This is a genomic window from Pseudomonas sp. RW409 (assembly GCF_003184125.1).
In the GTDB taxonomy this organism is placed as follows: domain Bacteria; phylum Pseudomonadota; class Gammaproteobacteria; order Pseudomonadales; family Pseudomonadaceae; genus Aquipseudomonas; species Aquipseudomonas chlororaphis_I.
On record NZ_QHHP01000021.1, the window covers coordinates 283,344 to 310,142 of the forward strand.

The 26,799-nt window shown below is 63.3% G+C and carries 27 protein-coding genes and 1 rRNA gene; 19 read left to right on the forward strand and 9 right to left on the reverse strand.

Annotation, left to right across the window (positions count from 1 at the left end):
- Positions 1 to 48: 48 nt before the first annotated feature.
- Positions 49 to 1,585: ribosomal RNA gene (locus DK261_RS10085) — 16S ribosomal RNA — on the reverse strand.
- Between the two features lie 701 nt (positions 1,586 to 2,286).
- On the opposite strand from DK261_RS10085, the gene rhtA reads away from it, so the two are divergent.
- A complete protein-coding gene (gene rhtA / locus DK261_RS10095; protein ID WP_009050040.1) occupies positions 2,287 to 3,174 on the forward strand; it encodes a threonine/homoserine exporter RhtA in 888 nt (295 codons plus the stop codon).
- A gap of 169 nt (positions 3,175 to 3,343) precedes the next feature.
- A complete protein-coding gene (locus DK261_RS10100) occupies positions 3,344 to 3,625 on the forward strand; it encodes a hypothetical protein (protein ID WP_009050041.1) in 282 nt (93 codons plus the stop codon).
- 11 nt (positions 3,626 to 3,636) lie between these two features.
- Here DK261_RS10100 and DK261_RS10105 read toward each other — a convergent pair whose 3' ends face one another.
- Positions 3,637 to 4,206, reverse strand: a complete 570-nt coding sequence (locus DK261_RS10105) for a TetR/AcrR family transcriptional regulator (protein WP_009050042.1) — start codon at positions 4,204 to 4,206, stop codon at positions 3,637 to 3,639.
- A 93-nt stretch (positions 4,207 to 4,299) separates the two neighbouring features.
- Here DK261_RS10105 and DK261_RS10110 point away from each other — a divergent pair, with 93 nt between their 5' ends.
- Together DK261_RS10110 and DK261_RS10115 are read left to right on the forward strand one after the other, a co-directional pair.
- Positions 4,300 to 5,040 (forward strand): SDR family oxidoreductase, encoded by a 741-nt coding sequence (locus DK261_RS10110; RefSeq protein WP_016704808.1) that lies wholly within the window; start codon positions 4,300 to 4,302, stop codon positions 5,038 to 5,040.
- 36 nt (positions 5,041 to 5,076) lie between these two features.
- Complete coding sequence (locus DK261_RS10115; protein WP_041987783.1) at positions 5,077 to 5,667, forward strand: 2-hydroxychromene-2-carboxylate isomerase; 591 nt, start codon at positions 5,077 to 5,079, stop codon at positions 5,665 to 5,667.
- 69 nt (positions 5,668 to 5,736) lie between these two features.
- Here DK261_RS10115 and DK261_RS10120 read toward each other — a convergent pair whose 3' ends face one another.
- The 3 genes from DK261_RS10120 to DK261_RS10130 all read right to left on the reverse strand — a co-directional run bounded on the left by DK261_RS10120 (position 5,737) and on the right by DK261_RS10130 (position 9,357).
- Entirely contained in the window at positions 5,737 to 7,545 is a 1,809-nt protein-coding gene (locus DK261_RS10120; protein WP_110175665.1) for an aminopeptidase P family protein, read from the reverse strand.
- Between the two features lie 55 nt (positions 7,546 to 7,600).
- Positions 7,601 to 8,770, reverse strand: coding sequence for an aminotransferase class V-fold PLP-dependent enzyme (locus tag DK261_RS10125; protein WP_101283011.1), 1,170 nt, complete (start codon positions 8,768 to 8,770; stop codon positions 7,601 to 7,603).
- Positions 8,771 to 9,090: 320 nt separating this feature from the next.
- Positions 9,091 to 9,357, reverse strand: a complete 267-nt coding sequence (locus DK261_RS10130) for a hypothetical protein (protein ID WP_009050047.1) — start codon at positions 9,355 to 9,357, stop codon at positions 9,091 to 9,093.
- 402 nt (positions 9,358 to 9,759) lie between these two features.
- Here DK261_RS10130 and msuE point away from each other — a divergent pair, with 402 nt between their 5' ends.
- The 4 genes from msuE to DK261_RS10150 all read left to right on the forward strand — a co-directional run bounded on the left by msuE (position 9,760) and on the right by DK261_RS10150 (position 13,967).
- Entirely contained in the window at positions 9,760 to 10,323 is a 564-nt protein-coding gene (msuE, locus tag DK261_RS10135; protein ID WP_009050048.1) for an FMN reductase, read from the forward strand.
- A 9-nt stretch (positions 10,324 to 10,332) separates the two neighbouring features.
- Complete coding sequence (gene ssuD, locus DK261_RS10140) at positions 10,333 to 11,484, forward strand: FMNH2-dependent alkanesulfonate monooxygenase (protein WP_016704805.1); 1,152 nt, start codon at positions 10,333 to 10,335, stop codon at positions 11,482 to 11,484.
- Positions 11,485 to 11,649: 165 nt separating this feature from the next.
- On the forward strand, positions 11,650 to 12,837 hold the full coding sequence (locus DK261_RS10145) for an acyl-CoA dehydrogenase family protein (protein ID WP_110175666.1): 1,188 nt from the start codon (positions 11,650 to 11,652) through the stop codon (positions 12,835 to 12,837).
- Positions 12,838 to 12,860: 23 nt separating this feature from the next.
- On the forward strand, positions 12,861 to 13,967 hold the full coding sequence (locus DK261_RS10150; RefSeq protein ID WP_110175667.1) for a sigma-54-dependent Fis family transcriptional regulator: 1,107 nt from the start codon (positions 12,861 to 12,863) through the stop codon (positions 13,965 to 13,967).
- Here the strand turns inward: DK261_RS10150 and DK261_RS10155 are convergent.
- On the reverse strand, positions 13,964 to 14,329 hold the full coding sequence (locus DK261_RS10155) for an antibiotic biosynthesis monooxygenase (RefSeq protein WP_028683023.1): 366 nt from the start codon (positions 14,327 to 14,329) through the stop codon (positions 13,964 to 13,966). The genes DK261_RS10150 and DK261_RS10155 overlap by 4 nt on opposite strands.
- Before the next feature lie 118 nt (positions 14,330 to 14,447).
- On the opposite strand from DK261_RS10155, the gene soxR reads away from it, so the two are divergent.
- The 11 genes from soxR to DK261_RS10210 all read left to right on the forward strand — a co-directional run bounded on the left by soxR (position 14,448) and on the right by DK261_RS10210 (position 23,259).
- On the forward strand, positions 14,448 to 14,903 hold the full coding sequence (gene soxR, locus DK261_RS10160) for a redox-sensitive transcriptional activator SoxR (protein WP_110175668.1): 456 nt from the start codon (positions 14,448 to 14,450) through the stop codon (positions 14,901 to 14,903).
- Positions 14,904 to 15,197: 294 nt separating this feature from the next.
- Positions 15,198 to 15,659 carry a VOC family protein gene (locus DK261_RS10165; protein ID WP_009050054.1) on the forward strand — a complete coding sequence of 154 codons (462 nt, stop codon included), beginning with the start codon at positions 15,198 to 15,200 and terminating at the stop codon, positions 15,657 to 15,659.
- A gap of 308 nt (positions 15,660 to 15,967) precedes the next feature.
- A complete protein-coding gene (locus DK261_RS10170; RefSeq protein ID WP_110175669.1) occupies positions 15,968 to 17,179 on the forward strand; it encodes a PepSY domain-containing protein in 1,212 nt (403 codons plus the stop codon).
- 17 nt (positions 17,180 to 17,196) lie between these two features.
- Positions 17,197 to 17,718 carry a hypothetical protein gene (locus DK261_RS10175; RefSeq protein WP_009050056.1) on the forward strand — a complete coding sequence of 174 codons (522 nt, stop codon included), beginning with the start codon at positions 17,197 to 17,199 and terminating at the stop codon, positions 17,716 to 17,718.
- On the forward strand, positions 17,715 to 18,059 hold the full coding sequence (locus DK261_RS10180; protein ID WP_009050057.1) for a hypothetical protein: 345 nt from the start codon (positions 17,715 to 17,717) through the stop codon (positions 18,057 to 18,059). Before DK261_RS10175 ends, DK261_RS10180 begins: the two co-directional genes overlap by 4 nt.
- Positions 18,056 to 18,628: a DUF6162 family protein gene (locus tag DK261_RS10185; RefSeq protein ID WP_041987760.1), complete on the forward strand. Its 573-nt coding sequence runs from the start codon at positions 18,056 to 18,058 to the stop codon at positions 18,626 to 18,628. Before DK261_RS10180 ends, DK261_RS10185 begins: the two co-directional genes overlap by 4 nt.
- A gap of 35 nt (positions 18,629 to 18,663) precedes the next feature.
- Entirely contained in the window at positions 18,664 to 19,593 is a 930-nt protein-coding gene (locus tag DK261_RS10190) for a metal ABC transporter substrate-binding protein (RefSeq protein ID WP_009050059.1), read from the forward strand.
- A complete protein-coding gene (locus DK261_RS10195) occupies positions 19,590 to 20,345 on the forward strand; it encodes a metal ABC transporter ATP-binding protein (protein ID WP_110175670.1) in 756 nt (251 codons plus the stop codon). Before DK261_RS10190 ends, DK261_RS10195 begins: the two co-directional genes overlap by 4 nt.
- The gene (locus tag DK261_RS10200) at positions 20,345 to 21,244 is read left to right on the forward strand and encodes a metal ABC transporter permease (RefSeq protein ID WP_009044895.1); all 900 of its coding nucleotides are present in this window, start codon (positions 20,345 to 20,347) and stop codon (positions 21,242 to 21,244) included. The genes DK261_RS10195 and DK261_RS10200 overlap by 1 nt, the downstream gene beginning before the upstream one ends.
- Positions 21,245 to 22,231 carry a metal ABC transporter solute-binding protein, Zn/Mn family gene (locus DK261_RS10205; protein ID WP_009050061.1) on the forward strand — a complete coding sequence of 329 codons (987 nt, stop codon included), beginning with the start codon at positions 21,245 to 21,247 and terminating at the stop codon, positions 22,229 to 22,231.
- A gap of 206 nt (positions 22,232 to 22,437) precedes the next feature.
- The gene (locus DK261_RS10210; protein ID WP_110175671.1) at positions 22,438 to 23,259 is read left to right on the forward strand and encodes a bifunctional 2-polyprenyl-6-hydroxyphenol methylase/3-demethylubiquinol 3-O-methyltransferase UbiG; all 822 of its coding nucleotides are present in this window, start codon (positions 22,438 to 22,440) and stop codon (positions 23,257 to 23,259) included.
- 241 nt (positions 23,260 to 23,500) lie between these two features.
- On the opposite strand, the gene DK261_RS10215 is transcribed toward DK261_RS10210, so the two are convergent.
- From DK261_RS10215 to DK261_RS10225, 3 genes are all read right to left on the reverse strand, one after another.
- Entirely contained in the window at positions 23,501 to 23,725 is a 225-nt protein-coding gene (locus DK261_RS10215) for an MbtH family protein (RefSeq protein ID WP_007923760.1), read from the reverse strand.
- Positions 23,726 to 23,806: 81 nt separating this feature from the next.
- Positions 23,807 to 25,219 carry an aspartate aminotransferase family protein gene (locus DK261_RS10220; protein WP_110175672.1) on the reverse strand — a complete coding sequence of 471 codons (1,413 nt, stop codon included), beginning with the start codon at positions 25,217 to 25,219 and terminating at the stop codon, positions 23,807 to 23,809.
- Positions 25,220 to 25,476: 257 nt separating this feature from the next.
- Entirely contained in the window at positions 25,477 to 26,799 is a 1,323-nt protein-coding gene (locus DK261_RS10225; protein ID WP_110175673.1) for an ATP-binding protein, read from the reverse strand.

The window sequence follows — 26,799 nt, forward strand, 5'->3', positions numbered from 1 at the left end:
AATCAAGCAATTCGTGTGGGAGCTTATGAAGCAGCTGATGTCGTCGATTAAGGAGGTGATCCAGCCGCAGGTTCCCCTACGGCTACCTTGTTACGACTTCACCCCAGTCATGAATCACACCGTGGTAACCGTCCTCCCGAAGGTTAGACTAGCTACTTCTGGTGCAACCCACTCCCATGGTGTGACGGGCGGTGTGTACAAGGCCCGGGAACGTATTCACCGCGACATTCTGATTCGCGATTACTAGCGATTCCGACTTCACGCAGTCGAGTTGCAGACTGCGATCCGGACTACGATCGGTTTTATGGGATTAGCTCCACCTCGCGGCTTGGCAACCCTCTGTACCGACCATTGTAGCACGTGTGTAGCCCAGGCCGTAAGGGCCATGATGACTTGACGTCATCCCCACCTTCCTCCGGTTTGTCACCGGCAGTCTCCTTAGAGTGCCCACCATGACGTGCTGGTAACTAAGGACAAGGGTTGCGCTCGTTACGGGACTTAACCCAACATCTCACGACACGAGCTGACGACAGCCATGCAGCACCTGTCTCAATGTTCCCGAAGGCACCAATCCATCTCTGGAAAGTTCATTGGATGTCAAGGCCTGGTAAGGTTCTTCGCGTTGCTTCGAATTAAACCACATGCTCCACCGCTTGTGCGGGCCCCCGTCAATTCATTTGAGTTTTAACCTTGCGGCCGTACTCCCCAGGCGGTCAACTTAATGCGTTAGCTGCGCCACTAAGAGCTCAAGGCTCCCAACGGCTAGTTGACATCGTTTACGGCGTGGACTACCAGGGTATCTAATCCTGTTTGCTCCCCACGCTTTCGCACCTCAGTGTCAGTATCAGTCCAGGTGGTCGCCTTCGCCACTGGTGTTCCTTCCTATATCTACGCATTTCACCGCTACACAGGAAATTCCACCACCCTCTACCATACTCTAGCTCGCCAGTTTTGGATGCAGTTCCCAGGTTGAGCCCGGGGATTTCACATCCAACTTAACGAACCACCTACGCGCGCTTTACGCCCAGTAATTCCGATTAACGCTTGCACCCTCTGTATTACCGCGGCTGCTGGCACAGAGTTAGCCGGTGCTTATTCTGTCGGTAACGTCAAAATACTCACGTATTAGGTAAGTACCCTTCCTCCCAACTTAAAGTGCTTTACAATCCGAAGACCTTCTTCACACACGCGGCATGGCTGGATCAGGCTTTCGCCCATTGTCCAATATTCCCCACTGCTGCCTCCCGTAGGAGTCTGGACCGTGTCTCAGTTCCAGTGTGACTGATCATCCTCTCAGACCAGTTACGGATCGTCGCCTTGGTGAGCCATTACCTCACCAACTAGCTAATCCGACCTAGGCTCATCTGATAGCGCAAGGCCCGAAGGTCCCCTGCTTTCTCCCGTAGGACGTATGCGGTATTAGCGTCCGTTTCCGAACGTTATCCCCCACTACCAGGCAGATTCCTAGGCATTACTCACCCGTCCGCCGCTCTCAAGAGAAGCAAGCTTCTCTCTACCGCTCGACTTGCATGTGTTAGGCCTGCCGCCAGCGTTCAATCTGAGCCATGATCAAACTCTTCAGTTCAAACATCTTTGGGTTTTGAGAAAACCCTAAACTTGGCTCAGCAATCGTTGGTTACATCTTTGATTTCTCGCGGAGTAACTTGTGATGCTGATAATCTTTCTGACTATCAGTCTGACTCCACAAGCACCCACACGAATTGCTTGATTCAGTTGTTAAAGAGCGGTTGGTTAAGTCTTTCGTCTCAACCGAGGCGCGCATTCTACAGCAGCCTCTGTATCTGTCAAGCGGTTATTTTAAGAAGTTTTCAAAGTTTCCTTTGCAACTTCAACCACTTGCGCTTCCGATCTCTCGTCAGCGGGAGGCGAATTCTACAGCGTTACACGCTGCTGTCAACACCTCTTTTTCTCCGCTTTCGACCGAGAAGATCGAACCGTCAATCCGGCGAAAACACACTGCCGAACCGACTCCTTCGGGCCTCGATGAACTGAAGTGTACCGCTGCCGAAAACCGCGTAACTCGTTGAATCTCAAGGAGTTTTCCGTTTCGACTGCGCCGGAAGTGGGGCGAATTATAGACTTCCAGAATCTGCCGTCAACCCCTAATTTGTCTTTTCTATCAATAACCTGCAAAAACAGATAAATCCTTCTCTATATAAGAAGAGCAGAAACACCATGAGCAATATATTGCTCATGCGTTATTAGTTGAGCATCATGTCGGCGCACCCAATCTCCCCCCTTTATAAAACCGGATGATGCCTTGCCATGAATGACCAGCCCCGCAGCCTAGCCTCAACCCTGTTCCCGGTGGGACTGCTGCTTATTGCCATGGCCTCCATCCAGTCCGGCGCCTCGCTGGCCAAAAGCATGTTCCCGATCGTGGGCGCACAGGGCACCACCACACTGCGCCTGATCTTCGCCAGCATCATCATGCTGCTGCTATTGCGCCCGTGGCGCGCGAAGCTCACCGCCAAGTCCCTGCGCACGGTCATCGTTTACGGGATGGCGCTGGGTGGAATGAACTTCCTCTTCTATATGTCGCTACGCAGCGTTCCCCTGGGAATCGCCGTCGCCCTGGAATTCACCGGCCCGCTTGCCGTGGCCATTTATGCTTCGCGAAAAGCCATCGACTTTCTCTGGATCCTTCTGGCGGTTATCGGCCTGCTGCTGTTGATCCCTACCAACGATACCAGCGCCGACATCGACCTGATCGGCGCAGGTTATGCCTTGGGGGCCGGAGTGTGCTGGGCGCTCTATATTCTGTTCGGGCAAAAGGCCGGAGCCGATAATGGCGTCCAGACCGCAGCGCTGGGTGTAATGATCGCCGCCTTGTTCGTTGCGCCTATCGGTATCGTGCACGCCGGAGCTGCCTTGCTGACCCCCAGCCTGATTCCCATCGCCATCGGAGTGGCCATTCTCTCCACCGCCCTTCCCTATAGCCTGGAGATGGTCGCCCTGACCCGAATGCCAGCGAGAACCTTCGGCACACTGATGAGTATCGAACCCGCTTTCGGTGCCTTGTCCGGGCTGCTGTTCCTCCACGAATACCTGTCTCTCGCACAATGGATGGCTATTGCCTGCATCATCCTGGCGTCAGTGGGTGCGACCCTGACCATGCGCAGCGAATCGAAACCTTTGGTAGCGGCGGATTGATTCTCGGTTGTACATAGCTCTGGCATTTGCCGCTCAATTAGGCCATGTTTAGGCGCTGTAACTCAGCGCCAGTCATGGATTTTTCGGGCAAGGACCGCACAGACGCCAAAGTGACAGCTAACGCAGTCGAACCCGGACAACAGATCCGGGATCAGCAATAGGGACAGGAATGAAACGTTTTTTGATTCTGTTAGCCGTACTTGCCATCGCAGGTTGCGCCGCAACTTCGAAAACCGAGGTCAAGCGCGGAAAGAAGGGCCTGCATATCAACTGCTCCGGCCTGTCCTCCTCCTGGGACAAATGCTACGCCAGTGCTGCCACCTCCTGTGGCCCCAAAGGCTACAAAGTGATCGCCAAGTCCGGCGATACGGTGGAGGATCCGGGCGATTACCCCTTCGGCCTGAACCCCGCCGGCTACACCAGCCGCAGCATGATCGTCATCTGCAAGTAGGCAGCACCTGCCTACTGCACATCCTGCGTTGGCAACTGACGAACAATTTCGTCATGGCTCGATTTCAGGACCTGGCGCTGAATGTCCGGACTGACCAACATTCGCGCCACCACCAACGCCCCTACACATTGCGACAGGATCGACCAGGCCAGGCTGTCGCTGCCCAAGGTGTGCGCCCAGCTCTGCTGCAAGCGGCAAATCCAGTCTTCCGCCTGCTGTCGAACCACCTCGTCCGCCCGTGATATTTCCGCACCCAAGGTCGGCAGCGCACAACCCGTTTCCGGGCTCTCGACATGCGCCATGCTCAAGTAGTGCTTGAGGCAACGTTCAAGCCGCATCCGGCTTTGCTCGCCATCGGCGCCCAGGCGCTCAAGGCTCTGGCTCAGCTCCCGCTCGACAATCGAACCGAACAGCTCATCCTTGGACGAAAAGTGGCTGTAGAACGCCCCGCCGCTCAGCCCGATCGCTTTCATCAGGCCATCGACCCCTACAGTCGAAAACCCTTCCTTTTTGGCTGACACGGCGCTGCTTTGCAGCAACCGCTCCCTGGTTTCCTGCTTGTGACTGGCTGAATAACGCATGACGCCCCTCTCCTCTCTTCGCCTTGACGCTCGGCGAATCGTAGCATAACGTTCGTTTAGTTAACGACCGTTTACCAATAGAGCGATCCCACCATGACTACAGCTACAGAGAACAAGAAAGTCGTTTTGGTCGTCGGAGCCGGCGATGCCACAGGCGGTGCCATCGCCAAGCGTTTTGCCCGGGAAGGTCTTGTGGCCTGTGTCACCCGACGCAGCGCGGACAAGTTGCAGCCACTGGTGGAGGCCATCCAGCAATCGGGAGGCGAAGCCCACGGGTTCGCCTGCGACGCTCGAAAAGAGGAAGAAGTGATTGCCTTGATCGAACAGATCGAGAGCGAGATCGGCCCGATCGAAGCCCTGGTGTTCAATATCGGCGCCAACGTGCCGTGCAGCATCCTCGAGGAAACCGCGCGCAAGTACTTCAAGATCTGGGAGATGGCCTGCTTCTCGGGTTTCCTCAATGCGCGGGAAGTGGCCAAGCGCATGGTCACTCGCAAACGCGGGACCATCCTGTTCACCGGGGCCACCGCGGGATTGCGTGGCGCTGCGGGTTTTGCCGCCTTCGCCGGAGCCAAGCATGGCATTCGCGCGCTGGCGCAAAGCATGGCCCGGGAACTGGGACCGCTGAACATCCACGTCGCTCACGTGGTGGTCGATGGCGCCATCGACACTGACTTTATCCGCAACAGTTTCCCGGAAAAGTACGCGCTCAAGGATGAAGACGGCATCCTCAACCCCGAGCACATCGCCGACAACTACTGGCATCTACACAGCCAGCCACGGGATGCCTGGACCTTCGAACTGGATCTGCGGCCCTGGAACGAACGCTGGTAACCCCCTCCTCCACAACAACAAAAAGGAGCATTACCGATGAGCAAAACCGTCGAGTTCTTTTTCGACCTGGGCAGCCCGACCTCGTACCTGGCCTACACCCAACTGCCGAAGATCTGTGCCCAGACAGACAGCCAACTGATTTATCAACCCATGTTGCTCGGTGGCGTGTTCAAGGTCACTGGCAACGCCTCGCCGATCAGCATCCCCGCCAAAGGGCGCTACATGCTTCAGGACCTGGCGCGTTATGCCAGACGCTATGAGGTGCCATTGGCATTCAACCCGCACTTCCCGATCAACACCCTGCTGCTGATGCGCGCGGTGACCGGCATGCAACTGCGACACCCGCAGCGCTTTGTTGCCTTTATCGACTGCCTGTTTCGCGCACTCTGGGTCGAGAAGCGCAACCTGAATGATCAGGCCACAGTGGCAGCGGTACTCAGTGAGGGGGGATTCGATCCGCTGGAGGTGCTGGCCCTGACCAACGATGAAGAGGTCAAGAACGCCCTCAAGGACAAGACCGAACAAGCCTTGCAGCGCGGCGTGTTTGGCGCGCCGAGCATGTTCGTCGATAACCAGCTGTTTTTCGGCCAGGATCGCCTGGACTTTGTCCTCGAAGCCTTGAGTTAAGCCAAGACGTCGATATGACGAGCAACGCCATTCGCGCTGCCAGCCCAAAGCCGGCAGCGCGATTAACGTTCAGATAGTTGCGGTACGGGTATTCAGCCATTCCAGCGCCGCGCCTTGCAGCAGCGGGCTCAGGCGCCGACGCACTTCGGCGTGGTAGGCGTTGAGCCACTCACGCTCGTCCTGGGTCAGCAGCGAAGGCTCCAGGCAGCGGCTGTCGATCGGGCACAGGGTCAGGGTTTCGAACTTGAGGAACTCGCCGAATTCGGTGGTGCCCGCCTCACGGTTCATCGCCAGGTTTTCGATGCGCACGCCCCAACAGCCCGGACGATAGGTTCCCGGCTCGATCGAGGTGATCATCCCTGGCTGCATCGCGGTTTGCGGTGCCGGCGCCGCCTGATAGGCGATCACTTGCGGGCCTTCGTGGACATTGAGGAAGTACCCCACGCCATGGCCGGTGCCGTGCCCATAGTCCACGCCCTCGGCCCAGATCGGCGCGCGGGCGATGGCGTCCAGCAGCGGCGACAGGATGCCCCGCGGGAAGTGCGCCCGGGACAAAGCGATCACGCCTTTGAGCACCCGCGTGCAATCGCGTTTCTGCTCGGCGCTCGGGGTGCCGACCGGGACCATGCGGGTGATGTCCGTGGTGCCGCCCAGGTATTGGCCGCCGGAGTCGATCAGCAGCAGGCCATCGCCTTCGATCACCGCGTGCTCTTCTTCGGTGGCGTGGTAATGCGGCATCGCGCCATTGGCGTTGAACGCGGCGATGGTGTTGAAACTCAGGGACACGTAACCGGGGCGACGGGTGCGCGCCGCGGTCAGGTGCTCGTCGATGGTCAACTCGGTGATGCGCTCACGACCCCAGGCCGACTCCAGCCAGGCAAAGAATTCGCAGAGTGCGGCGCCATCCTGCTCCATGGCCTGACGGATATGCTCGGCATCGGCCAGGCTTTTCCGGGACTTGGCCAATGTCGTCGGGTTCAGGCCTTCCAGCAGCTTCACGCCGCTGCCGAGGTTATCCAGCAAACCGGCAGTGACCCGCGCCGGATCCACCAGCAGGCTGGCGCCGTCGGGGATCGCACTCAGGGCCGCGGCCACTTCGCTGTAGTCACGCAGGGTGATGCCATCCTGTTCCAGCACGGCACGCAAAGCGTTATCGACCTTGCTCAGCGCCACAAACAACGTCGCCTGCTGCTGGCTGATCAGGGCGAAGGAGATGAATACCGGGTTGAACGAGACGTCACCGCCGCGCAGATTGAACAACCAGGCGATGTCGTCGAGGGTGGCGATGAAATGCCAATCCGCGCCTCGCTCTTTCAGGGTTTCGCGCAACTTGCCGAGCTTCTCGACCCGGCTGACCGTGGCCTGGGGCGGCAAATGCTGATAGATCGGCTGATCCGGCAGGCTCGGGCGATCGCTCCAGACTTCGTTCAGCAGATCGATATCGGTGCGCAGGCGAGCGCCACGCTCCTGCAGCTTGTTGCCCAGGGTTCGCGCCGAAGCCACCGCCATCACCGCGCCGTCGACCGCGACCACGCCCCCTTCCGGGGTCTGCTCGGCCAGCCAGTCCAGCGGACCGGGCTGACCCGGCAACAGTTTGACCAGTTCGATACCGCTGCCCTTGAGCTCCTTGGTCGCCTGCTCCCAATAACGGCTATCGGCCCAGACCCCGGCGAAATCCGCCGTGACGATCAGGGTGCCGACCGAACCGTGAAAGCCCGACAGCCACTGCCGGCCTTGCCAGTAACCCGGCAGGTACTCCGACAGGTGCGGATCGGCCGACGGCACCAGCAGGGCATGAATGCCCTCGCGGCTCATCAGCTCACGGGTGCGCGCCAGGCGCTGGGGGACCACTCCATTGGTCAAGGGCTGCGTACTCATTGTGTCTCCTGCTACCAGGTGAATCATTGTTATTGGATACCGAGGGCATAAGCCCTCAGGGTTGGGCAACCGCCCAGAACGCCGGTGCACTGGCGGATGAAGCCTTGATCAGTTGGACGGCCTGATCGATGTCCTGCTCGGTGGTGAAGCGGCCCAGGCTCAGGCGGATGGTCCGCCCCGCCGTCCGGGCGTCGAGCCCCAGCGCCAGCAACACATGGGACGGCGCATTGCTCGCCGAGTTGCAGGCCGAGGTCGCGGAAAACGCGATGGAGGCACTCAGGGCCGCCGGATTGAACTCCCCTTCACCAAAGGTAAGGCTCAAGGTATGGGGAATGCGTTGGGCCGGGCTGCCGTTCAGGCACAGCCCCGGCAGGTCGGCCAGCTGTTCGAGCAGGCGCTCGCGCAGCCGAGCGATGGTCGCCGCTTCTTCATCGAAGTGTTCGGCGGCCAGGGCAAAGGCGGCGCCCATGGCGGCAATCTGATGGGTCGCGAGCGTCCCGGAGCGCAAGCCGCCCTCATGGCCGCCGCCGTGGATCTGCGCCTGCAAGCGCTGCTGCGCGCGAGGGCCGACGTAAAGCGCGCCGATGCCCTTGGGGCCGTAAATCTTGTGGGCGGAAAAGGACATCAGGTCCACCGGCCACTGCGCCAGGTCGATCGCCACCTTGCCCGCGCCCTGGGCCGCGTCGACATGCAGCAGCGCACCGCGCTCGCGGACCACGCGGCCAATGCCCGGGATATCGTTGACCGTACCCAGCTCGTTGTTGACCAGCATCAGCGACACCAGGAAGGTGTCGTCGCGCAGGGCTTCGCTAACCGCCTCGGGCGTGATCAGCCCGTCGCGGTCCGGTACCAGGTAAGTCACTGCCACGCCGGCAGCCTGCAGCTGGCTGGCGGTATCGAGAATGGCCTTGTGTTCGATCTGGCTGGTGATGATGTGCCCGCCGGATACGCCCCGGGCCTGAGCCACGCCCTTGAGCGCCAGGTTGTTGGATTCGGTGGCGCCGGAGGTCCAGACGATCTGCTCGGGCGCCGCCCCCACCAGTTGGGCGACCTGCTGCCGCGCCAGCTCGACACTGCGCCGGGCCTGTTGGCCGAAGGCGTGGGAACTGGACGCCGGGTTGCCGAAGTTACCGTTGAACCCCAGGCATTCCACCATCACCTGAATGACTCGCTCATCCACCGGCGTGGTGGCGGCGTAGTCGAAATAGAGAGGACGTTTATTCATCGCAAAAATACCCGCAGAGCCTGTTCCAGGATCAAGGTTCGCTCGGTGCCGAACGCTGATACGCGCCCTTTCGGCAACGCAAAAACGGCAGACCGTCAGCAATACCCGATCGGATGCAGTTAAAGAAGGACAACTTCATTTAAAAGTGCGTAGGAACGCTCCCGAGGGGCAGCTTAACAGGCTCCGGGAGCCGGGTTAAGCGAGGTTCGGCCAAGGGGCCGAAGAACAAGGCAGGAGGCGGGAAAATCATCACAGGGTTTTGCCGACTGTCACCGGCAGTCCGTCAGCCTCTGCGGGCAAGGCCACGGAAGATCGACAAATCAGCTGGCACGGCCATGCAGGGTCACGCTGTGTTCGGCGTTCATTTCGCCCTGCTGGTCGAAACCGAAGGTCCGTTGCGGGGCAAGCAGCTCGGCCTTCTTCTGCTGGTATTCGTCAAAGGACAGCCCGCGCCGGTTCAGGGCTTCCAGCGCCAGTTCGCGAGTTTCCTCGGCGGTATAAGGGCGCGATTCCGGACCCGGCTGGCTGGCACAACCGGCCAGGACCGAGGTGACGACAAGCAGGGATAAGACGAGCGAACGGTTCATGGCAAAGGCTCCTGGATCTGGTCTGCGAGGCAATGGACACAGGCTACCGTCGCCCTTCCCGGGGCAGAAATCATCACGCTCGATAGTGGCTATCGATTCCCCCTATCGCAGCCCATAGCGCCATCTCTTATTTCCAAAAGATCTATAAATATGGAAATAAAGTATTTTTTAGGAATATCAGTAAGCCTTTATAACAGGCCCATCGCGCCGCCTGCTGTTGCCTGGGCAACTGTTCGCCAGGCAACAGCCAATCAACAAAACAGTGTCTTCTCAACAACAGCCTGATCCTGCAACAGCGCCACGAGCCCCGCCACTCAAGGCTTTGCCCCGCTGGTACAGCTCTTGCTCAAGCCCTGGGACTACTCACTGCTCGTTGAGCCCTGTTCAACAAAGGAACTGATCATGTCGCGTCCATTAAAAGTCGTTGCCCTGTCCGGTGGAACCTGGCGCCCATCGCGCACCCTGGTGCTGACCCAGGCGCTGCTCGCCGAACTGGCGGGGCAATTGCCGATCGAGAGCAAGCTCATCGAACTGGGCGACATCGCCCGCCCATTGGGCGCGGCCCTGTCCCGCCAGGAACTGGCGGCGGAAGTCGAAGCCGAGTTGCAGGCCATCGAAAGCGCCGACCTGCTGATCGTCGCAGCGCCCGTGTATCGAGGCTCCTACCCGGGCCTGCTCAAGCACCTGTTCGACCTGATCGACCTCAACGCCCTGATCAATACCCCGGTGCTGCTGGCCGCCACCGGAGGCAGCGAGCGTCACGCCCTGGTGCTGGATCACCAGCTGCGGCCGCTGTTCAGTTTCTTCCAGGCCCTGACCCTGCCCATCGGGGTCTATGCCACCGAGGCCGACTTCGCCAACTACCAGATAACCAGCGAGCCCTTGAAGGCCCGCATTCGCCTTGCGGCAGAACGCGCCGCGCCCCTGTTCGGCGTGCATCCGAAAAATCTGCTGAAAATCGCTTAAGGACCTGTCATGGATGTTTTCTGGTTTCTTCCGACTCACGGCGACGGCCATTACCTGGGCACCACCCAGGGCGCGCGCCCGGTCACCCTCAACTACCTCAAGCAAGTGGCCCAGGCCGCGGACAGCCTGGGTTATCACGGCGTACTGATCCCCACCGGCCGCTCGTGCGAAGACTCCTGGGTGATCGCCTCGGCGCTGGTGCCCCTGACCGAACGCCTGCGCTACCTGGTGGCGATCCGTCCGGGAATCATCTCGCCGACCGTCTCGGCGCGCATGGCCGCCACTCTCGACCGGCTGTCCAACGGCCGCCTGCTGATCAATGTGGTGACCGGCGGCGACCCCGACGAGAACCGTGGCGACGGCAGTTTCCTCAGCCACAGCGAGCGCTATGAAGTCACCGACGAGTTCCTGAGGATCTGGCGCCGGGTGCTGCAAGGCGAAGCCGTGGACTTCGAAGGCAAGCATCTGCATGTGCAGAACGCCAAGGCCCTGTACCCGCCGGTGCAGAAGCCCTATCCGCCGCTGTATTTCGGCGGTTCCTCGGACGCCGCCCATGACCTCGCCGCCGAACAGGTAGATGTCTACCTGACCTGGGGCGAACCGCCGGCCGCGGTCGCCGCGAAACTCGCCGATGTGCGTGAGCGGGCCGCCCGCCATGGCCGCACGGTGAAGTTCGGCATCCGCCTGCATGTGATCGTGCGCGAAACCGCGGAAGAGGCCTGGAAGGCCGCGGACAAGCTGATCGAACACATCAGCGACGAGACCATCGCCGCCGCGCAGCAATCCTTCTCGCGCTTCGACTCCGAGGGTCAGCGGCGTATGGCTGCCTTGCACGACGGGCGGCGCGACAACCTGGAAATCGCCCCCAACCTCTGGGCCGGCGTCGGCCTGGTGCGTGGCGGCGCCGGCACCGCGCTGGTGGGCAACCCCGAGCAGGTCGCGGCGCGGATCAAGGAATACGCGGACCTGGGGATCGAGAGCTTCATTTTCTCCGGCTACCCGCACCTGGAAGAAGCCTATCGCTTTGCCGAACTGGTGTTCCCGCTGCTGCCGGAACCCTACGCCAGCCTGGCCGGACGTGGCGTGACCAACCTAACCGGGCCGTTTGGCGAAATGATTGCCAATGATGTGTTGCCGAGCAAAAAAGCGGCTGGGGCTTAAGGGTATTTATTGCCTGATAGAACGCTATCGCGGGCAAGTCGGATCGCCGCCCGCTCGCTCCTACAGGATGCAGGTGTTTTCTGTAGGAGCGAGCTTGCTCGCGATCATCCCCACAGCCCCACCGATTTCACGGCCGCGCAACCGGCCCCCAACGAGGAACACCGCGTGACTGCCAAGCCGCAAAGCGCCCTGTTGTCCCCCTTGCAGACCGCCCGCCAGCTGGCGGCCGAGTTTGCCCTGACCGCCGTCGAACGCGACGAACGCGGCGGAACCCCCAAAGCCCAGCGCGACGCCCTGCGCCAGAGCGGCCTGCTGGCCCTGAGCATTCCCACCCTGTACGGCGGCCTCGGCGCCAGCTGGAGCGAGACCCTGAACATCGTCCGCGAGTTCGCCAAGGTCGACAGCTCCATCGCCCACGTCTTCGGTTTCCATCACCTGATGCTGGCCACCGTGCGCCTGTTCGCCCGCCCGGAACAATGGCAACCCTGGTTCGAACAGACCGCGCGCAAGAACTGGTTCTGGGGCAACGCCCTCAACCCGCTGGACACCCGCACCGTGGTGAAGAACCTCGGCGGCTGGCGCGAGTTCTCCGGCAAGAAGAGCTTCTGCTCCGGCGCCAGCGATTCGGAAATGCTCATTGCCTCGGCGGTCGACGAAAGCAACGGCGGCAAGCTGTTGATCGCCGCCATCCCCAGCGGCCGCAGCGGCATCACCCTGCACAACGACTGGAACAACATGGGCCAGCGCCAGACCGACAGCGGCAGCGCCAGCTTCGAGCGGGTGCGGGTCGAGGAATCGGAGCTGCTGCTGGACCCGGGCCCCTTGAGCACGCCCTTTGCCTGTCTGCGCCCGCTGATCGCCCAGCTGACCTTCACCCACATGTTCCTCGGCATCGCCGAAGGCGCCTTTGAAGAAGCCCGCCAGTACACCCTCAGCGAAACCCGGCCCTGGCATAAGTCCAGCGCACAGGAGGCCTATCAGGACCCTTACGTACTGGGCCATTACGGTGATTTCTGGGTGGCCCTGGAAGGCATGCGTCTGTTGGTGGAGCGCGCCGCGGAGCTGCTGGACAAGGCCTGGGCCAAGGGGCCGAACCTGAGCGCCGAAGAACGCGGTCACCTGGCCACGGCCATCGCCACCGCCAAGGTCGCCACCACGCGCCAGGGCCTGGAACTGTGCAGCCGCCTGTTCGAGGTCACCGGCGCCCGCTCCACCCACGCCTCCCTGCGCCTGGACCGGCATTGGCGCAACCTGCGCACGCAAACCCTGCACGACCCGGTGGATTACAAACTCCATGAGTTGGGCGACTGGGCCCTGAACCAGTCCCTGCCGACCCCGACTTTCTATTCCTAGCCTTCTGTTCCCGGAGCTTGTCCATGCAGCTTTTGACCTTACCGCCCTCGCCCGCCCTGGCCACCTCGATCCGGGCCACCGCCCAGGTATTCGAAGACCCGAAATCCCAGGCCTTGCTGGCGCATCTGCAGCAGGTCGCGCCGAGCGAGGCCAGTGTGCTGATCATCGGCGAGACCGGTACCGGCAAGGAGCTGGTGGCGCGCCATATCCACAACCTCAGCGCCCGGCGCAACCGGCCGTTCGTGGCGGTGAACTGCGGGGCGTTCTCCGAGTCGCTGGTGGAGGCCGAGCTGTTCGGCCATGAAAAAGGCGCCTTCACCGGGGCCCTGAGCGCCAAGGCCGGCTGGTTCGAAGAAGCCAATGGCGGGACTCTGTTCCTCGACGAGATCGGCGACCTGCCGATGGCGATCCAGGTGAAATTGCTGCGGGTGTTGCAGGAGCGCGAAGTGGTGCGCCTGGGTTCGCGCAAAAGCATTCCCATCGATGTGCGGGTGCTGGCGGCGACCAACGTGCAACTGGAGAAAGCCATCAACGCCGGGCATTTCCGCGAGGACCTGTACTACCGCCTCGACGTGGTCAGCCTGGAACTGAGCCCGCTGCGCGAACGTCCCGGCGACATCCTGCCGCTGACCCGGCACTTCATCGAAGCCTACAGCCAGCGCCTGGGCTACGGCGCCGTGACCATCAGCAGCGAGGCCGAGCACAAGCTGCGCAGCTACAGCTGGCCGGGCAATATCCGCGAACTGGAAAACGTCATCCACCACACCCTGCTGATCTGCCGCGACGGCGTGATCGAGCGCGACGACCTGCGCCTGTCGAACATGCGCATCGAGCGCCAGGACGACAGCCATCACAGCCATGACGACTCAGCCGAAGCCCTGCTGGAGCGGGCCTTTCACAAACTCTTCGAAGAGCAGGCCGGCGCCCTGCATGAAAAGGTCGAGGATACGCTGCTGCGCGCGGCCTACCGTTTCAGCCACTACAACCAGGTGCATACCGCCAATCTGTTGGGCCTGAGCCGCAACGTCACCCGCACCCGGCTGATCAAGATCGGCGAACTGGCGGTGAACAAGCGCCGTCCGCCGGAAAAAACCGGCCAGCATGAACGCACCCTGCAACTGTCGATCTAGCTGGCCAAACGGCAATGCAGCGCGTTATCCGGGCTGCGCTCGATGCTGCGCACCACCTGGAACGAGCCGAAGGTCACGGTCTTGGCCTGATAGGCGCGCAGCAGTTGCCAGAAGTCTTGTTCGCCCTTCTCGAAACTCTGGAAGGCCGCTTCGCCAGCTTCCCGGGTTTGCCATTGCAGGTAGTTGAGCACCCGCCGGCCGTCTTCGCTGGCCTGCACGCTGCCACTCAGGAACCCCGGGTAACCCTGGGCCAGGCGTTCGGTCTGCTCGGACAGCGCCGACACCAGGCCGGATTGTTGATGGGGTTCGATTTCGAATTCGATCAATTGCGTAAAGCTGCGATTTTGCGCAAACGCGTGCATGGCAAGTCCCCACTGACGGATAAACGGAATCTTGTGATTCGAAGGCCTGCAGGGTAAAACCTCCAGTTAAGTAAAGGTCAAGCGACTTTTGCTCATTCCCCACCCGCAGGAGTGCTGCATGCTCACCCCCGAAACCGTGCACAAGGAACTCACCGTCGGCCAAGTGGCCGCCCGCAGTGGCGTAGCGGTCACCGCGCTGCATTTCTATGAAACCAAGGGGCTGATCAAGAGCAACCGCAACGCCGGCAACCAGCGCCGCTATCCGCGGGAAGTGCTGCGCCGGGTGGCGCTGATCAAGGTGGCGCAGCGCCTGGGCATTCCCCTGGCCGAGATCGGCCAGGCCCTGCGCAGCCTGCCGGAGCACCGCGCACCGACGGCCGCCGATTGGAAGCGGCTGTCCGAACAGTGGAGCCATGAGCTCGATGAGCGGATCAAGCAGCTGACCCTGCTGCGCGACCGCCTCAATGGCTGCATCGGCTGCGGCTGCCTGTCGATGCAAGACTGCCCGCTGCGCAACCAGGGCGACCAGCTGGGCGAACACGGCCCGGGCGCGCAATTGCTGGAAACCGACTGAGCGGACGGCGCAGCGGTTTCCCCAGCCGGCAATCGGTGGAGCAGCCGCTGCTGGCGTCTTTTCAGGTCAAAACGCACTGCCAGGTCTGGCGAGCGCTACCTCGAAATGCCGCCCGGCCCGATCGCGGCCTGCGGCAGCGGCGACATATCTTCCCCTGATCGCTGGCTCACTGTTGCCTGGCGAACACCTCGTCAGTTCAAACCAGGCTGTGGATTCCCCGGGCCTATAGTGAACCGACCGGAAAACCGGCCAGGTTCACTTCGACGAACACCCAGACAAGAAAGGAGAACCGAGATGAGCGTCAAACCCATCCCCGAGGGTTACCCCAGCATCACGCCCTACCTGGGGATCACGCAGGCTGCCGAGGCTATCGAGTTCTACAAGAATGCCTTCGGCGCCACCCAGGTCATGCGCCTGGACATGCCCGACGGCAGTGTCGGCCATGCCGAACTGCGCATCGGCGACTGCCCGATCATGCTGGGAACGCCCTGCGACCAAGGGCCATTGAGCAATCCCGACCAATCGCCTTCGGTCGGCCTGCACCTGTACGTCAACGATGTCGACAAACAGTTCGCCCAGGCCATCGCCGCCGGCGGCCAGGTGGTGTCCGAGGTCAAGGACCAGTTCTACGGCGACCGCAGCGGCACCCTCAAAGACCCGTTCGGCCACCTGTGGTTTCTCGCCACCCGCAAGGAAGACCTGAGCGAAGAGCAGATCAAGCAGCGGGCCGTGGAGATGTTTAAACAGCAGGGATAAGCCCTGAGCCTGTAAACCGCTGATCGCGGGCCAGTCGGATCGCCGCCCGCTCGCGCCTACAGATGCGCGCTCCCTTGTAGGAGCGAGGCTTGCCCGCGATAGCGCCCTCAACGCCCCACAGCACCGGCCTTTTGCACGCCATTGGTCGCGCGGAAACATTTACTTTCATATCGTCTTTCGGGATTTACGATTCTCATTCGTCTTAATTAGATGCAGCAGGTCGCGTTGGCGAAGGCTACGCCGCGGGTTTATCTCCGGGCTCGGCAAACGCCCCGCAACTCCACTCCTCGAATCAAGACGCGTGCTCAATGTCGAAGAAGTCCCGCTCGAAAATCTGGTTTCTCGTTCACAGCTGGCTGGCGCTGCCCATCTGGTTCTTTGTGCTGATCGTTTGCGTCACCGGCACCCTGGCCGTGGTCAGCCAGGAAATCGTCTGGCTGGCCAACCCCGACATCCGCGCCAGCAAACCCACAGGCGATGCCCAGCCGCTGAGCTACGACCAGATCGTCAAGGCCATCAAGCAGGCCGAACCGCAGACCCTGGTCGAAAGTATCAACACCCCCGACGAAGCGCATTTCGCCCTGACCGTGGGCGTCAGCTACCCCGATGGCCGTTCTGTCGAGGTCTATGTCAATCCGTACACCGGCGTGATCCAGGGCGTCAGCCCGCCGTTCAACTTCCAGGCCTTCACCCGCGCCCTGCACGGCTGGTGGCTGGTGCCGTTCACCAATGGCTACAGCTGGGGCTGGTACCTGGTATCGCTGCTCGGCCTGCCGATGCTGGCGTCGCTGGTCACGGGCCTGGTGGTCTACAAGAAGTTCTGGAAGGGCTTTCTCAAGCCGACCCTGCGCCTGCGCCATGGCGCGCGGATTTTCTGGGGCGATTTCCATCGCCTGAGCGGCATCTGGTCGATCTGGTTTATCGCGGTGATCTCCATCACCGGCACCTGGTTCCTGATCGAGGCAATCCTCAGCGACAACCAGATCACCATTTCCAGCGAACCCATAGTGCCGGTGATCGCCCGCGAAAACGTGCCGACCTCGGCCGACGGCAGCCCGGCGTCGATGATCGGCGTCGATGAAGCCATCCGCATCGCCACCCAGCAGATCTCGGGCTTCGAGGTCGGCTTCGTCATGCTGCCGAGCAACGCCTACAGCCATATGTTCATCGGCGGCCGCGGCTGGTACCCGCTGATGTACCAGACCGCCAACCTCAACCCTTACAGCGGCTCGGTGGATACCGCGCACCTGCTGTCCCATCGCTCGGCCCTGGAATTCGTCACCGAGTCCATGCGCCCGCTGCACACCGGTGACTTCGGCGGCCTCTGGATCAAGCTGATCTGGTTCTTCTTCGGCCTGCTACTGAGCATGATGGTCCTCAGCGGCCTGCTGATCTGGACCAAACGCACCGCCCTGGCCACCGCCGCGGCCCTCAAACGCAGCACCAAGACGCCGCGCCCCGCCCTCGCCCCGCGCCCGCTTGCGGCCCTGCACAGCGACACGCCGGAGGGCAACCTGTGAGCAAGACAGACAACCCAATGCCGGTTTCGCCCCTGCGCCAGTTCTGGCTGAAATGGCGTTTCCACCTGAACATCCTGCTGTTGCTGATCCCCCTCGGTTTCATGCCCAAGTACTTTGCCGACGCGGCTCTGGCCCGTGGCGACAGCGGCCTGGGCGAACGCGAGGTGGGCGAGATCCAGGTCGGCCCCTGGAGCCTGCGCCTGGCCGAACTGCGTAACGAAGCGCCGCAACTCCAGGGGCCGGCCGGTTATATGAAGGGCTTCAACGCCGCCCTGTGCGACGCCTGCATCGACCAGGTCAAGGCCACCTACCTGCGCATCGGCAAACCCCGCAGCCTGCGCGCCGCCGGGGTGATTTTCTTCGGCACCCCATACCGCATGGGGGCCAGCCTGCCCGTTGCGGAAAAGACCAAGGCCGACGCCGAGCTGTGGATCACCATGGAAGGCTGGGACGGCAGCATGCACCAGGCGGCCATCCCTCTGGGCCAGGCATCCCCGGCGACCCTCGCCTGGCTGAACAAACAAGGAGGCAAACCATGATTGCTGTACCCACCGCCCGCCTGCGCCTGCTCGGCGCCGGCGCGCTCCTGCTCGCCAGCGCCGTGTTCAGTGGCGGCGCCCTGGCCCACAACCCGATGTGCGAGTGCAAGCAGATCGACGGCGAGCAGATCCGCTGCACCGGCGGCTTCTCCGATGGCAGCGGCGCCCCGGGGGTGACCCTGGACGTGATCGGCTACGACGAAACCATCCTGGTGCCCGGCAAACTGGGCGCCGACTCCACCCTGACTTTCAAGAAACCCGACGCCGAGTTCTATGTGCTGTTCGACGCCGGCCCCGGCCACGTGGTCGAGATCGACCAAGCCGACATCGAGGCCCCATGAGCACCTCCCCTCCCCAAGTCGTGCGCCCGGCCGGCGCCGGCCATGAAACCCTCTACGTCCTGTTGTTGTGCCTGTTGATCCTCAGCGTGGCCGGCTCCGTGGTGCTCTGGCGCGGCGAAACCCGCGAAGTGGCGAGCGTCGACAGCCACCAACTGGACGCCCGCCGCGACCTCACCGCCGGCGAACAGGGCCTGTACGCCGACCTGCGGGTGACCCTCGACGAAATCCGCCTGCTGCGCGAAGAAGCCCAGGCCCTGCCGCCCCCCGAGCAACTGGCCGAGGAAGGCTTCGCGCCCTTTGCCCAGGACGCCAGCTCGGTGAGCCGTGGCGGGCATGTCTGGCAACTGCGGCAACAGGCCTATGTCGGCCTCAGCCAGAACAACGCAGTGGCCGGTTCCTTGCTGATGCGCATCGCTGCCGACCCGGCCGCCGCCCCGGATATCTGGCTCAATCGCGGCCCGTCCCTCGCCGCCCCCGACGACCTCAGCGACGCCGCCCTGGCCAGTGCCGGCTGGCAGCAGGTGGTCGCGCAATTCGATGCCGGAGTGACCCGCCAGCATCGCCACTGAACCCACGCATTCACCCGAGAGAAGACCGCTAGCCCATGCCTATTTCATCTCAACGCCGCCCGTTCCTGCGGGTGCTGCTGGTCAGCCTGTTCGCCCTGTTGCTCAGCCCTCTCGCCATGGCCGACCAGGCCAAGCGCCTGCGTATCGGCATCACCCTGCATCCCTACTACAGCTACGTGGCCAACATCGTCGGCGACAAGGCCGAGGTCGTGCCGCTGATTCCCGCCGGCTTCAACCCCCACGCCTATGAACCGCGCGCCGAAGACATCAAGCGCATCGGCACCCTGGACGTGATCGTGCTCAACGGCGTCGGTCACGACGACTTCGCCGACCGCATGATCGAGGCCAGCGAGCGCCCGGACATCCCGGTGATCGAGGCCAACCAGAACGTGCCGCTGCTGGCCGCCACCGGCATCGCCGCGCGCGGCGCCGGCAAGGTGGTCAACCCGCACACCTTCCTGTCCATCAGCGCCTCCATCGCCCAGGTCAACAACATCGCCCGCGAGCTGGGCAAGATGGACCCAGCCAACGCCAAGGCCTACACCCAGAACGCCCGCGCCTACGGCAAACGCCTGCGGCAGATGCGTGCCGACGCCCTGGCCAAGCTGACCAAGGCGCCCAACGCCGACCTGCGGGTGGCCACGGTGCACGCCGCCTACGATTACCTGCTGCGCGAGTTCGGCCTGGAAGTCACCGCCGTGGTCGAGCCGGCCCACGGCATCGAGCCCAGCCCGAGCCAGTTGAAAAAGACCATCGACCAACTGCGTGAACTGGACGTCAAGGTGATCTTCTCCGAGATGGATTTCCCGTCCACCTACGTCGACACCATCCAGCGCGAGTCCGGGGTCAAGCTGTACCCGCTGTCGCACATTTCCTACGGCGACTACAGCGCCGAGAAATACGAGAAGGAAATGGCCGGCAACCTCGACACCGTGGTCCGGGCGATCCAGGAGGCCGGCGCATGACCGCCCTGCACACCCTGGCCCGCGGCCCGTCCATCGAGTTCGACCAGGTCAGCCTGACCCTGGGCCGCACCACCATCCTCGACAACGTCAGCTTCAAGGTGCAGCCCGGCACCCTGCATGCCCTGGTCGGGCCCAACGGTGGCGGCAAGAGCTCGTTGATCAAGACCCTGCTCGGGCAGATGCCCCACCAGGGCCAGTTGAGCCTGCAATGGCCGGGCGAACCGGGGGTGATCGGCTATGTGCCGCAAGCCCTGGAGTTCGATCGCGGCCTGCCGATGACCGTCGATGACTTCATGGCCGCCATGTGCCAGCGCCGCCCGGCCTTCCTCGGCCTCAGCCGGCATTACGCCGCGGCCATAGGCGAGGCCCTGGAGCGGGTCGGCATGCAGGACAAACGCAAGCGGCGCATGGGCGCCCTGTCCGGCGGCGAACGCCAGCGGGTGCTGCTGGCCCAGGGGCTGATCCCGGCGCCGCAGCTGCTGGTGCTGGACGAACCGATGTCGGCCCTCGACGAGGCCGGCATCCAGGTCTTCGAGCGCCTGCTCGGCGACTGGCGCCAGGCCGGCATCACCCTGCTGTGGATCGAACACGACCTGGAAGCGGTCGGCCGCCTGGCGGACCGGGTCACCGGCCTGCATCGCCGGGCGCTGTTCGACGCCCAGCCGCAACAGGCCCTGACCCCGGAACGCCTGCTGACGCTGTTTTCCACCCACCCGCGCAGCACGGACATTGTCAGCGGGAGTGTTGCCTGATGAGTTACGAAGCCTTTCGTCTGATGATCCAGGGCTGGGCCTCCTCCGGTTACCTGCCGGAAGCCCTGGCCTATGGGTTTGTGGTCAACGCCCTGCTCGCCGGATTGCTGATCGGCCCGGTGCTCGGCGGCCTGGGCACCTTGGTGGTGGTCAAGCGCTTCGCCTTCTTCTCCGAAGCGGTGGGCCATGCGGCCCTGACTGGCGTGGCCATCGGCATTCTGCTCGGCGAGCCCTACACCGGCCCGTACGGCAGTCTGTTCGGCTACTGCCTGCTGTTCGGCATCCTGCTCAACTACCTGCGCAACCGCACCGGCCTGGCGCCGGACACCCTGATCGGCGTGTTCCTCTCGGTGTCCCTGGCCCTGGGCGCCAGCCTGCTGCTGATCCTCGCCGGCAAGATCAACGTGCACATCCTGGAAAACGTGCTGTTCGGTTCGGTGCTCACGGTCAACGGCAACGACCTGCTGGTGCTGCTGATCGTCGGCGCCCTGGTGATGGGCCTGAGCCTGCCGCTGTACAACCGCATCATGCTGGCCAGTTTCAACCCGCAACTGGCGGCGGTGCGCGGCGTCGCGGTGAAGACCCTGGACTACCTGTTCGTGATCCTGGTGACCCTGATCACCGTGGCCGCGGTGAAAGTCATAGGCGCGATCCTGGTGGGCGCCCTGCTGGTGATTCCGGCGGCGGCCGCGCGCCTGTTGAGCCAGTCGCTCAAGGGCTTTTTCTGGATCTCGGTGCTGATCGCCACGGTCAGCACCCTGTGCGGCATCCTGCTGCCGATCCTCTTCGACCTGCCGGTGCCCTCCGGCGCTGCGATCATCCTGGTGGCCGGTGTCGCCTTCGCCCTGGCCGCCATTGCCCGCGGCATTGTCCCCAGCCTCAAAGGGAATATCGGATAAATGCACAGTTCACTACGTCACCTGACACTCCCCCTGGCTTTGGCCCTGGCCCTCGGCGGGCTGGGCAGCGCTCCGGCCCTGGCCCAGCCGGACCGTTTCGAACCCATGCGCGTCACCGCCAACCAGAGCCTGGGCACCACGGCGCTGCACAGCAGTCGTTCACACAAGCCGCTGACCGTGCTGGCCTCGCTGCCGGTGACCTTCGGCCTCGGCCAGTTGCTGCTGCAAGGCACCGACGTGCAGCTCGAACGCGCCGCCCCCGATAACCTGCCGGGCTCGCGCCAGACCGCTTACTTCACCGGCCGCGGCGCCCCGGCGCTGCACAAACTGGCCCTCGACGCCGACGCGGTGATCGGCCTGCGCTCGATCTGGCCGGACGACCCGCTGTACCCCAACGCACGGCGCAGCAACATCCGCATCGTCGAAGTCGATGCCGCGCGCCCGGTGGACGGCGCCCTGCCCGGCGTCGCCCTGCAACCCGGCAAGAGCGATGGCCTGAACAGCCAGCCGTGGCTGTCGAGCAACAATTTAGGGCGCATGGCCGATGTGCTGGCCGCCGACCTGGTGCGCCTGGCCCCCGCCGCCAAGCCGAAGATCGACGCCAACCTGGCCAGCCTCAAGCAACGCCTGCTCAAGCTCAGCGCCGATACCGAGGGGCAACTGGCCAACGCCGACAACCTCAGCGTGCTCAGCCTCAGCGACCACTTCGGTTACCTGGTCAGCGGGCTCAACCTGGAGCTGCTGGAGGTCGACGCCCGCGCCGACAACGAGTGGACGGCCGAAGCGCTGCAGCAGTTGCAAGCCCGGCTCAAGGACAACGACGTGGCCATCGTCCTGCATCACCGCCAGCCGTCCGACGCGATCAAGGCCGCCATCAGCGCCGCCGGCAGCCAGTTGCTGGTGCTGCAAACCGACAGCGCCGACCCGCTGGCGGAGCTGGAGAGCAACATCAGCCAGATCACCAGTGCCCTCGCTCCGAAAACCTGACCCGCCACTACCTCTGTAGGAGCGAGCTTGCTCGCGATAAACGTCAACGATGATGCGTATTGCCTGAGTGAACGCGTTGTTCTTGCGCTCATCGCGAGCAAGCTCGCTCCTACAGGGGAAATGGCGCGGCTTACAAATTCCCCCAAGAAACGCCCGCCTCGCCGGTGCTAGCCTGCTGCTCCCTTGAACGGACAGGAAGCCCCGCCATGAGTGACTACCTCAAGCTCAACCAGGCCAACTGGGACGAGCGCGCACCGCTGCACGCGGCCTCGCCGGACTATCAGGTACAGATGTTTGTCGACGACCCGCGGCACCTGTCCGAGGTGGTGCGTTTCGACCTGCCGCTGCTGGGCGACATCAGCGGCCTGCGCGGCGTGCATCTGCAATGCCATATCGGCACCGACACCCTGTCGCTGGCGCGCCTCGGCGCGCGGATGACCGGGCTGGATTTCTCCCCCGCGTCCCTGGCCGAAGCCCGCAGCCTGATGGCGCGCACGGGTACCACTATCGAGTTCGTCGAATCCGACGTCTACAAGGCCTCCGAAGTACTGCCCAAGGGAGCCTTCGATCTGGTCTACACCGGTATCGGTGCCCTGTGCTGGCTGCCCAGCGTCGATACCTGGGCGCGTAATGTCAGCGAACTGCTCAAGCCCGGTGGCCGGCTGTTTATCCGCGAAGGCCACCCGATGCTCTGGGCCCTGGACGAAAGGCGCGAGGATACACTGCTGGTGGAGTTGCCCTACTTCGAGCACAGCGAACCGCTGGTGTGGGACGACGACAGCACCTACGTCAGCACCGACCGGCCGCTCAAGGCCACGGTGACCCATGCGTGGAACCACGGCCTGGGGGAAATCGTCAGCGCGCTGCTCAAGCACGGCCTGCAGATCAGCGGCCTGGTGGAACACCAGAGCATCCCCTGGGACGCCCTGCCCGGGCAGATGCGTTGTGACGAACAAGGCGAATGGCACCTCAAGGAAGCGCCCCTGCGCCTGCCACTGAGCTACACCTTGCAGGCCGTCAAACGCTAAACCTCAGGCCCACAAAAAAGCCCGCAGGACTGTATCTCCAGCGGGCTTTCCACATCCCCACACTCCCTGTAGCCGCTGCCGAGCCCTAGCGAGGCTGCGATCGGGCTGGGCGGCATTCCGACGAAGCGGCCGCAATGGGGCCAACGCGATTATCCTGACCCAACGCATTCTCAGGTTTTGCGCCTGCTGCGCAGTCGATCGCAGCCTCGCAGGCTCGGCAGCGGCTACAGGGCGTGGGCAGTCAGTTGGCCGCCGCCTGGGCGTCCATCTTCTGTCGCAGGCTCAGCGGGCGCATGTCGGTCCATACCTCTTCGATGTAGGCCAGGCACTCCTTCTTGAAGCCGCTCTTGCCCACGGTGCGCCAGCCTTGTGGCACAGCCTTGTAGTCCGGCCAGATCGAATACTGCTCCTCATGGTTGACCACTACCTGAAAGAGGATGTCCTCGCGGTCAAATACTGAAGTCATTACGTGTCTCCATCGCTGTAAGGCTCGCTGCGCCGAGCGCGCAACGGTTGTGAATAAGGAACGTTCGAGGTTCGTGGAAAATTAGAGGCTGGCGACCGCCGCCGCCAAGGCCCGGCTGAAAATATCCGCCACCTGGTCGATTTCCGCTGCGGTGATCACCAGTGGCGGCAGGAAACGCACCACGCTGCCATGGCGCCCGCCCATTTCCAGGATCAACCCGCGCTTGAGGCATTCACGCTGCACCAGCGGCGCCAGGTGGCTGAACTGCGGCGGATGGCCCAGGGCGTCTTTCTCGCCGGCCGGGTCCACCAGCTCGATCCCCAGCATCAGGCCGCGCCCGCGAATGTCGCCCATCTGCGGGAAGTCGCGCTGCAGGATCCGCAGGTGCTCGCGCAAGCGCTCGCCCATGGCGGCGGCATGCTCGGCCACCTTGTGTTCCTTGAGGTAGCGCATCACCGCGGAACCGGTGGCCATGGCCATCTGATTGCCACGGAAAGTGCCGGCATGGGCGCCCGGCAGCCAGGTGTCGAGCCAGTCACGGTAGACCACCACCGCCATCGGCAGGCTGCCGCCGATGGCCTTGGACATCACCACCACATCCGGGATGATCCCGGCGTGTTCGAAGGCGAACATCTTGCCGGTACGGCCGAAACCGCTCTGGATCTCGTCGACGATCAAGGCCACGCCAGCCTTTTCAGTGATGCGACGCACACCGCGCAGCCAGTCGAGGTCGGCGGGAATCACCCCGCCCTCGCCCTGCACCGCCTCGACGATGATCGCCGCCGGCAGTTGCACGCCAGCTTCCGGGTCGCTCAGCAGGTTTTCCAGGTAGCTCAGGTTGGCCTTCACCCCTGCTTCGCCGCCCAGGCCGAACGGGCAGCGGTAGTCGTAAGGAAACGGCAGGATCTGCACGCCATTGGTCAGCAGCGCACCCAACGGCCGCTTCGGCCCCAGGCTGCCCATCAGGCTCAGGGCGCCCTGGCTCATGCCGTGGTAGGCGCCCTGGAACGACAGCACGGTGCTGCGGCCGGTGGCGGTACGGGTCAGCTTCAACGCCGCTTCCACGGCGTCGGTGCCGGTGGGGCCGCAGAACTGGATTTTCGCCTCGGCGGCCAGGGCCGGCGGCAGCAGGCCGAACAGGTCCTGGACGAACTGGTCCTTGACCGGCGTGGTCAGGTCCAGGGTCAGCAGCGGCAGCTCATCAGCCAGCACCTGCTGGATCGCCTCGATCACCACCGGGTGGTTGTGGCCCAGGGCCAGGGTCCCGGCACCGGCCAGGCAGTCGATGAAGCGCCGGCCTTCGACGTCCTCGACATGAATCCCGCGCGCGCGCTTGAGCGCCAGGGGAATGCGCCGCGGGTAGCTGCGGGCATTGGATTCCTGCTGGTTCTGCCGGGCCAGCAACGGCGATTCGGTGAACTGGTAAAGCGTTTCGGCCGGCGCGGGACTGGTCCGCGCGGGCTGATCGTCGACAAGGCTGGTAGCAACTGACATCTCTCGAATCCTCACGCTGATGAGTTGAGCGAAACCGCACACCACACAGGTACGCAGCCGGTTCAGCGCGCACTCGCAGGTTTTCCTGTTCTGGAAACGCATCAGCGACGAGAGGATTTACACCCGGGAGAGGGTTTATTGCGTATCAACCACGAAGGTGGTGGTGGACATCAAGACGTCATCGCGGGCAAGCCTCGCTCCTACAGGATTTTGTAGGAGCGAGCGGGCGGCGATCCGACTTGCCCGCGATGAGGGCGTCAGGTCGATTGCAGCGGCATGGTCAGCTCGACCCGCAAGCCATCCGGCCGGCTGTCGAAATGCAGCACGCAACCGCAGCGCTGGACAATCGCCTGGACGATGGCCAGGCCCAGGCCGCAGCCGGTGCTCTGGCCGTTGCGCCAGAAGCGTTGGGTCAGGTGCTGCAAGTCATCCTCGGGAATGCCGCTGCCATGGTCGCGCACCTGGAAGCGCACGCGGTTGCCGAGGGCTTCCAGGTTCAGCTCCACCGGCGCATCGCTCGGGGTATGGCGCAGGGCGTTGTCCAGCAGGTTGCGCAGCGCGGCGATGGCCAGCACCGAGGGCATTTCCAGCGGCGCCGCCGACACCCGCTCGTCGATATGCAGCCGGACCCGCTGCCGGGCACCGCTGGCGGCGTCCTGGATCGCGGTTTTCGCCACCTGTTCGGCGCTGCACTGCACGCCGTCCTCGAACGACAGGCTGCCTTCGACCCGCGCCAGCAACAGCAGTTGCTCCAGGGTCCGGTGCAGACGGTCGGCGCCCTCTTCGGCACGTGCCAGGGATTGATCGCGGGCCGCGCCGTCGGTCATGCGCGCCACTTGCAGGTGGGTCTTGATCGCCGTCAGCGGGCTGCGCAACTCATGGGCAGCGTCGCCGGTCAGGCGGCGCTCGCGCTCGATGGTCTTGCCGATGCGCTGGAATAGCTGGTTCTGGGTTTCCAGCAACGGCCGCAACTCGCTGGGCAGCGGCTGGATCTGCAACGGCTCCAGGGAGTCGGCGCTACGGCGCATCAAGGCATCGCGCATGCGGTTCAGCGGCGCCAGGCCCTGGCCGATCCCCAGCCACAGCAACCACAGGCAGCCCAGCAACGCCACGCCGACTGGCACCGAGGCAGCCAGCAGCACCGACATGTTCAACGCCTCGCGCTCGACCTGCCGATCGGCAGTGGTGATGCGCAGGTCGCCCCGGGCCAGGGTGAAACTGCGCCAGCGCACGCCATCGATCATCTGGTCGTGAAAGCCCATGCGTTCGGCTTCGAGTTTCTCGTCGGGGTGGTTATGGCTGCGGGCAAGAATCTCGCCGCGCAGGGAGCTGACCTGGCAGGCCATGCCCCCGGGAATGTTCAGCTGTTCGGCACTGAAATGAGTGCCCTCGCCCTTGCTCGACAACGGCGGCAATTGTTCCAGCAGGCCGGCGACCATGCGCGCCGAAGCCACCAGGCGCTGGTCGAGGGAAAACATCATCTGGTTGCGCAAGTCGCTGAACATCCAGGCCGCGGCCAGTGCCCAGATCAGCACGAAGGCCGCGCCGATGGTCAGGCTCAGGCGCAAACGCAGGCTCAT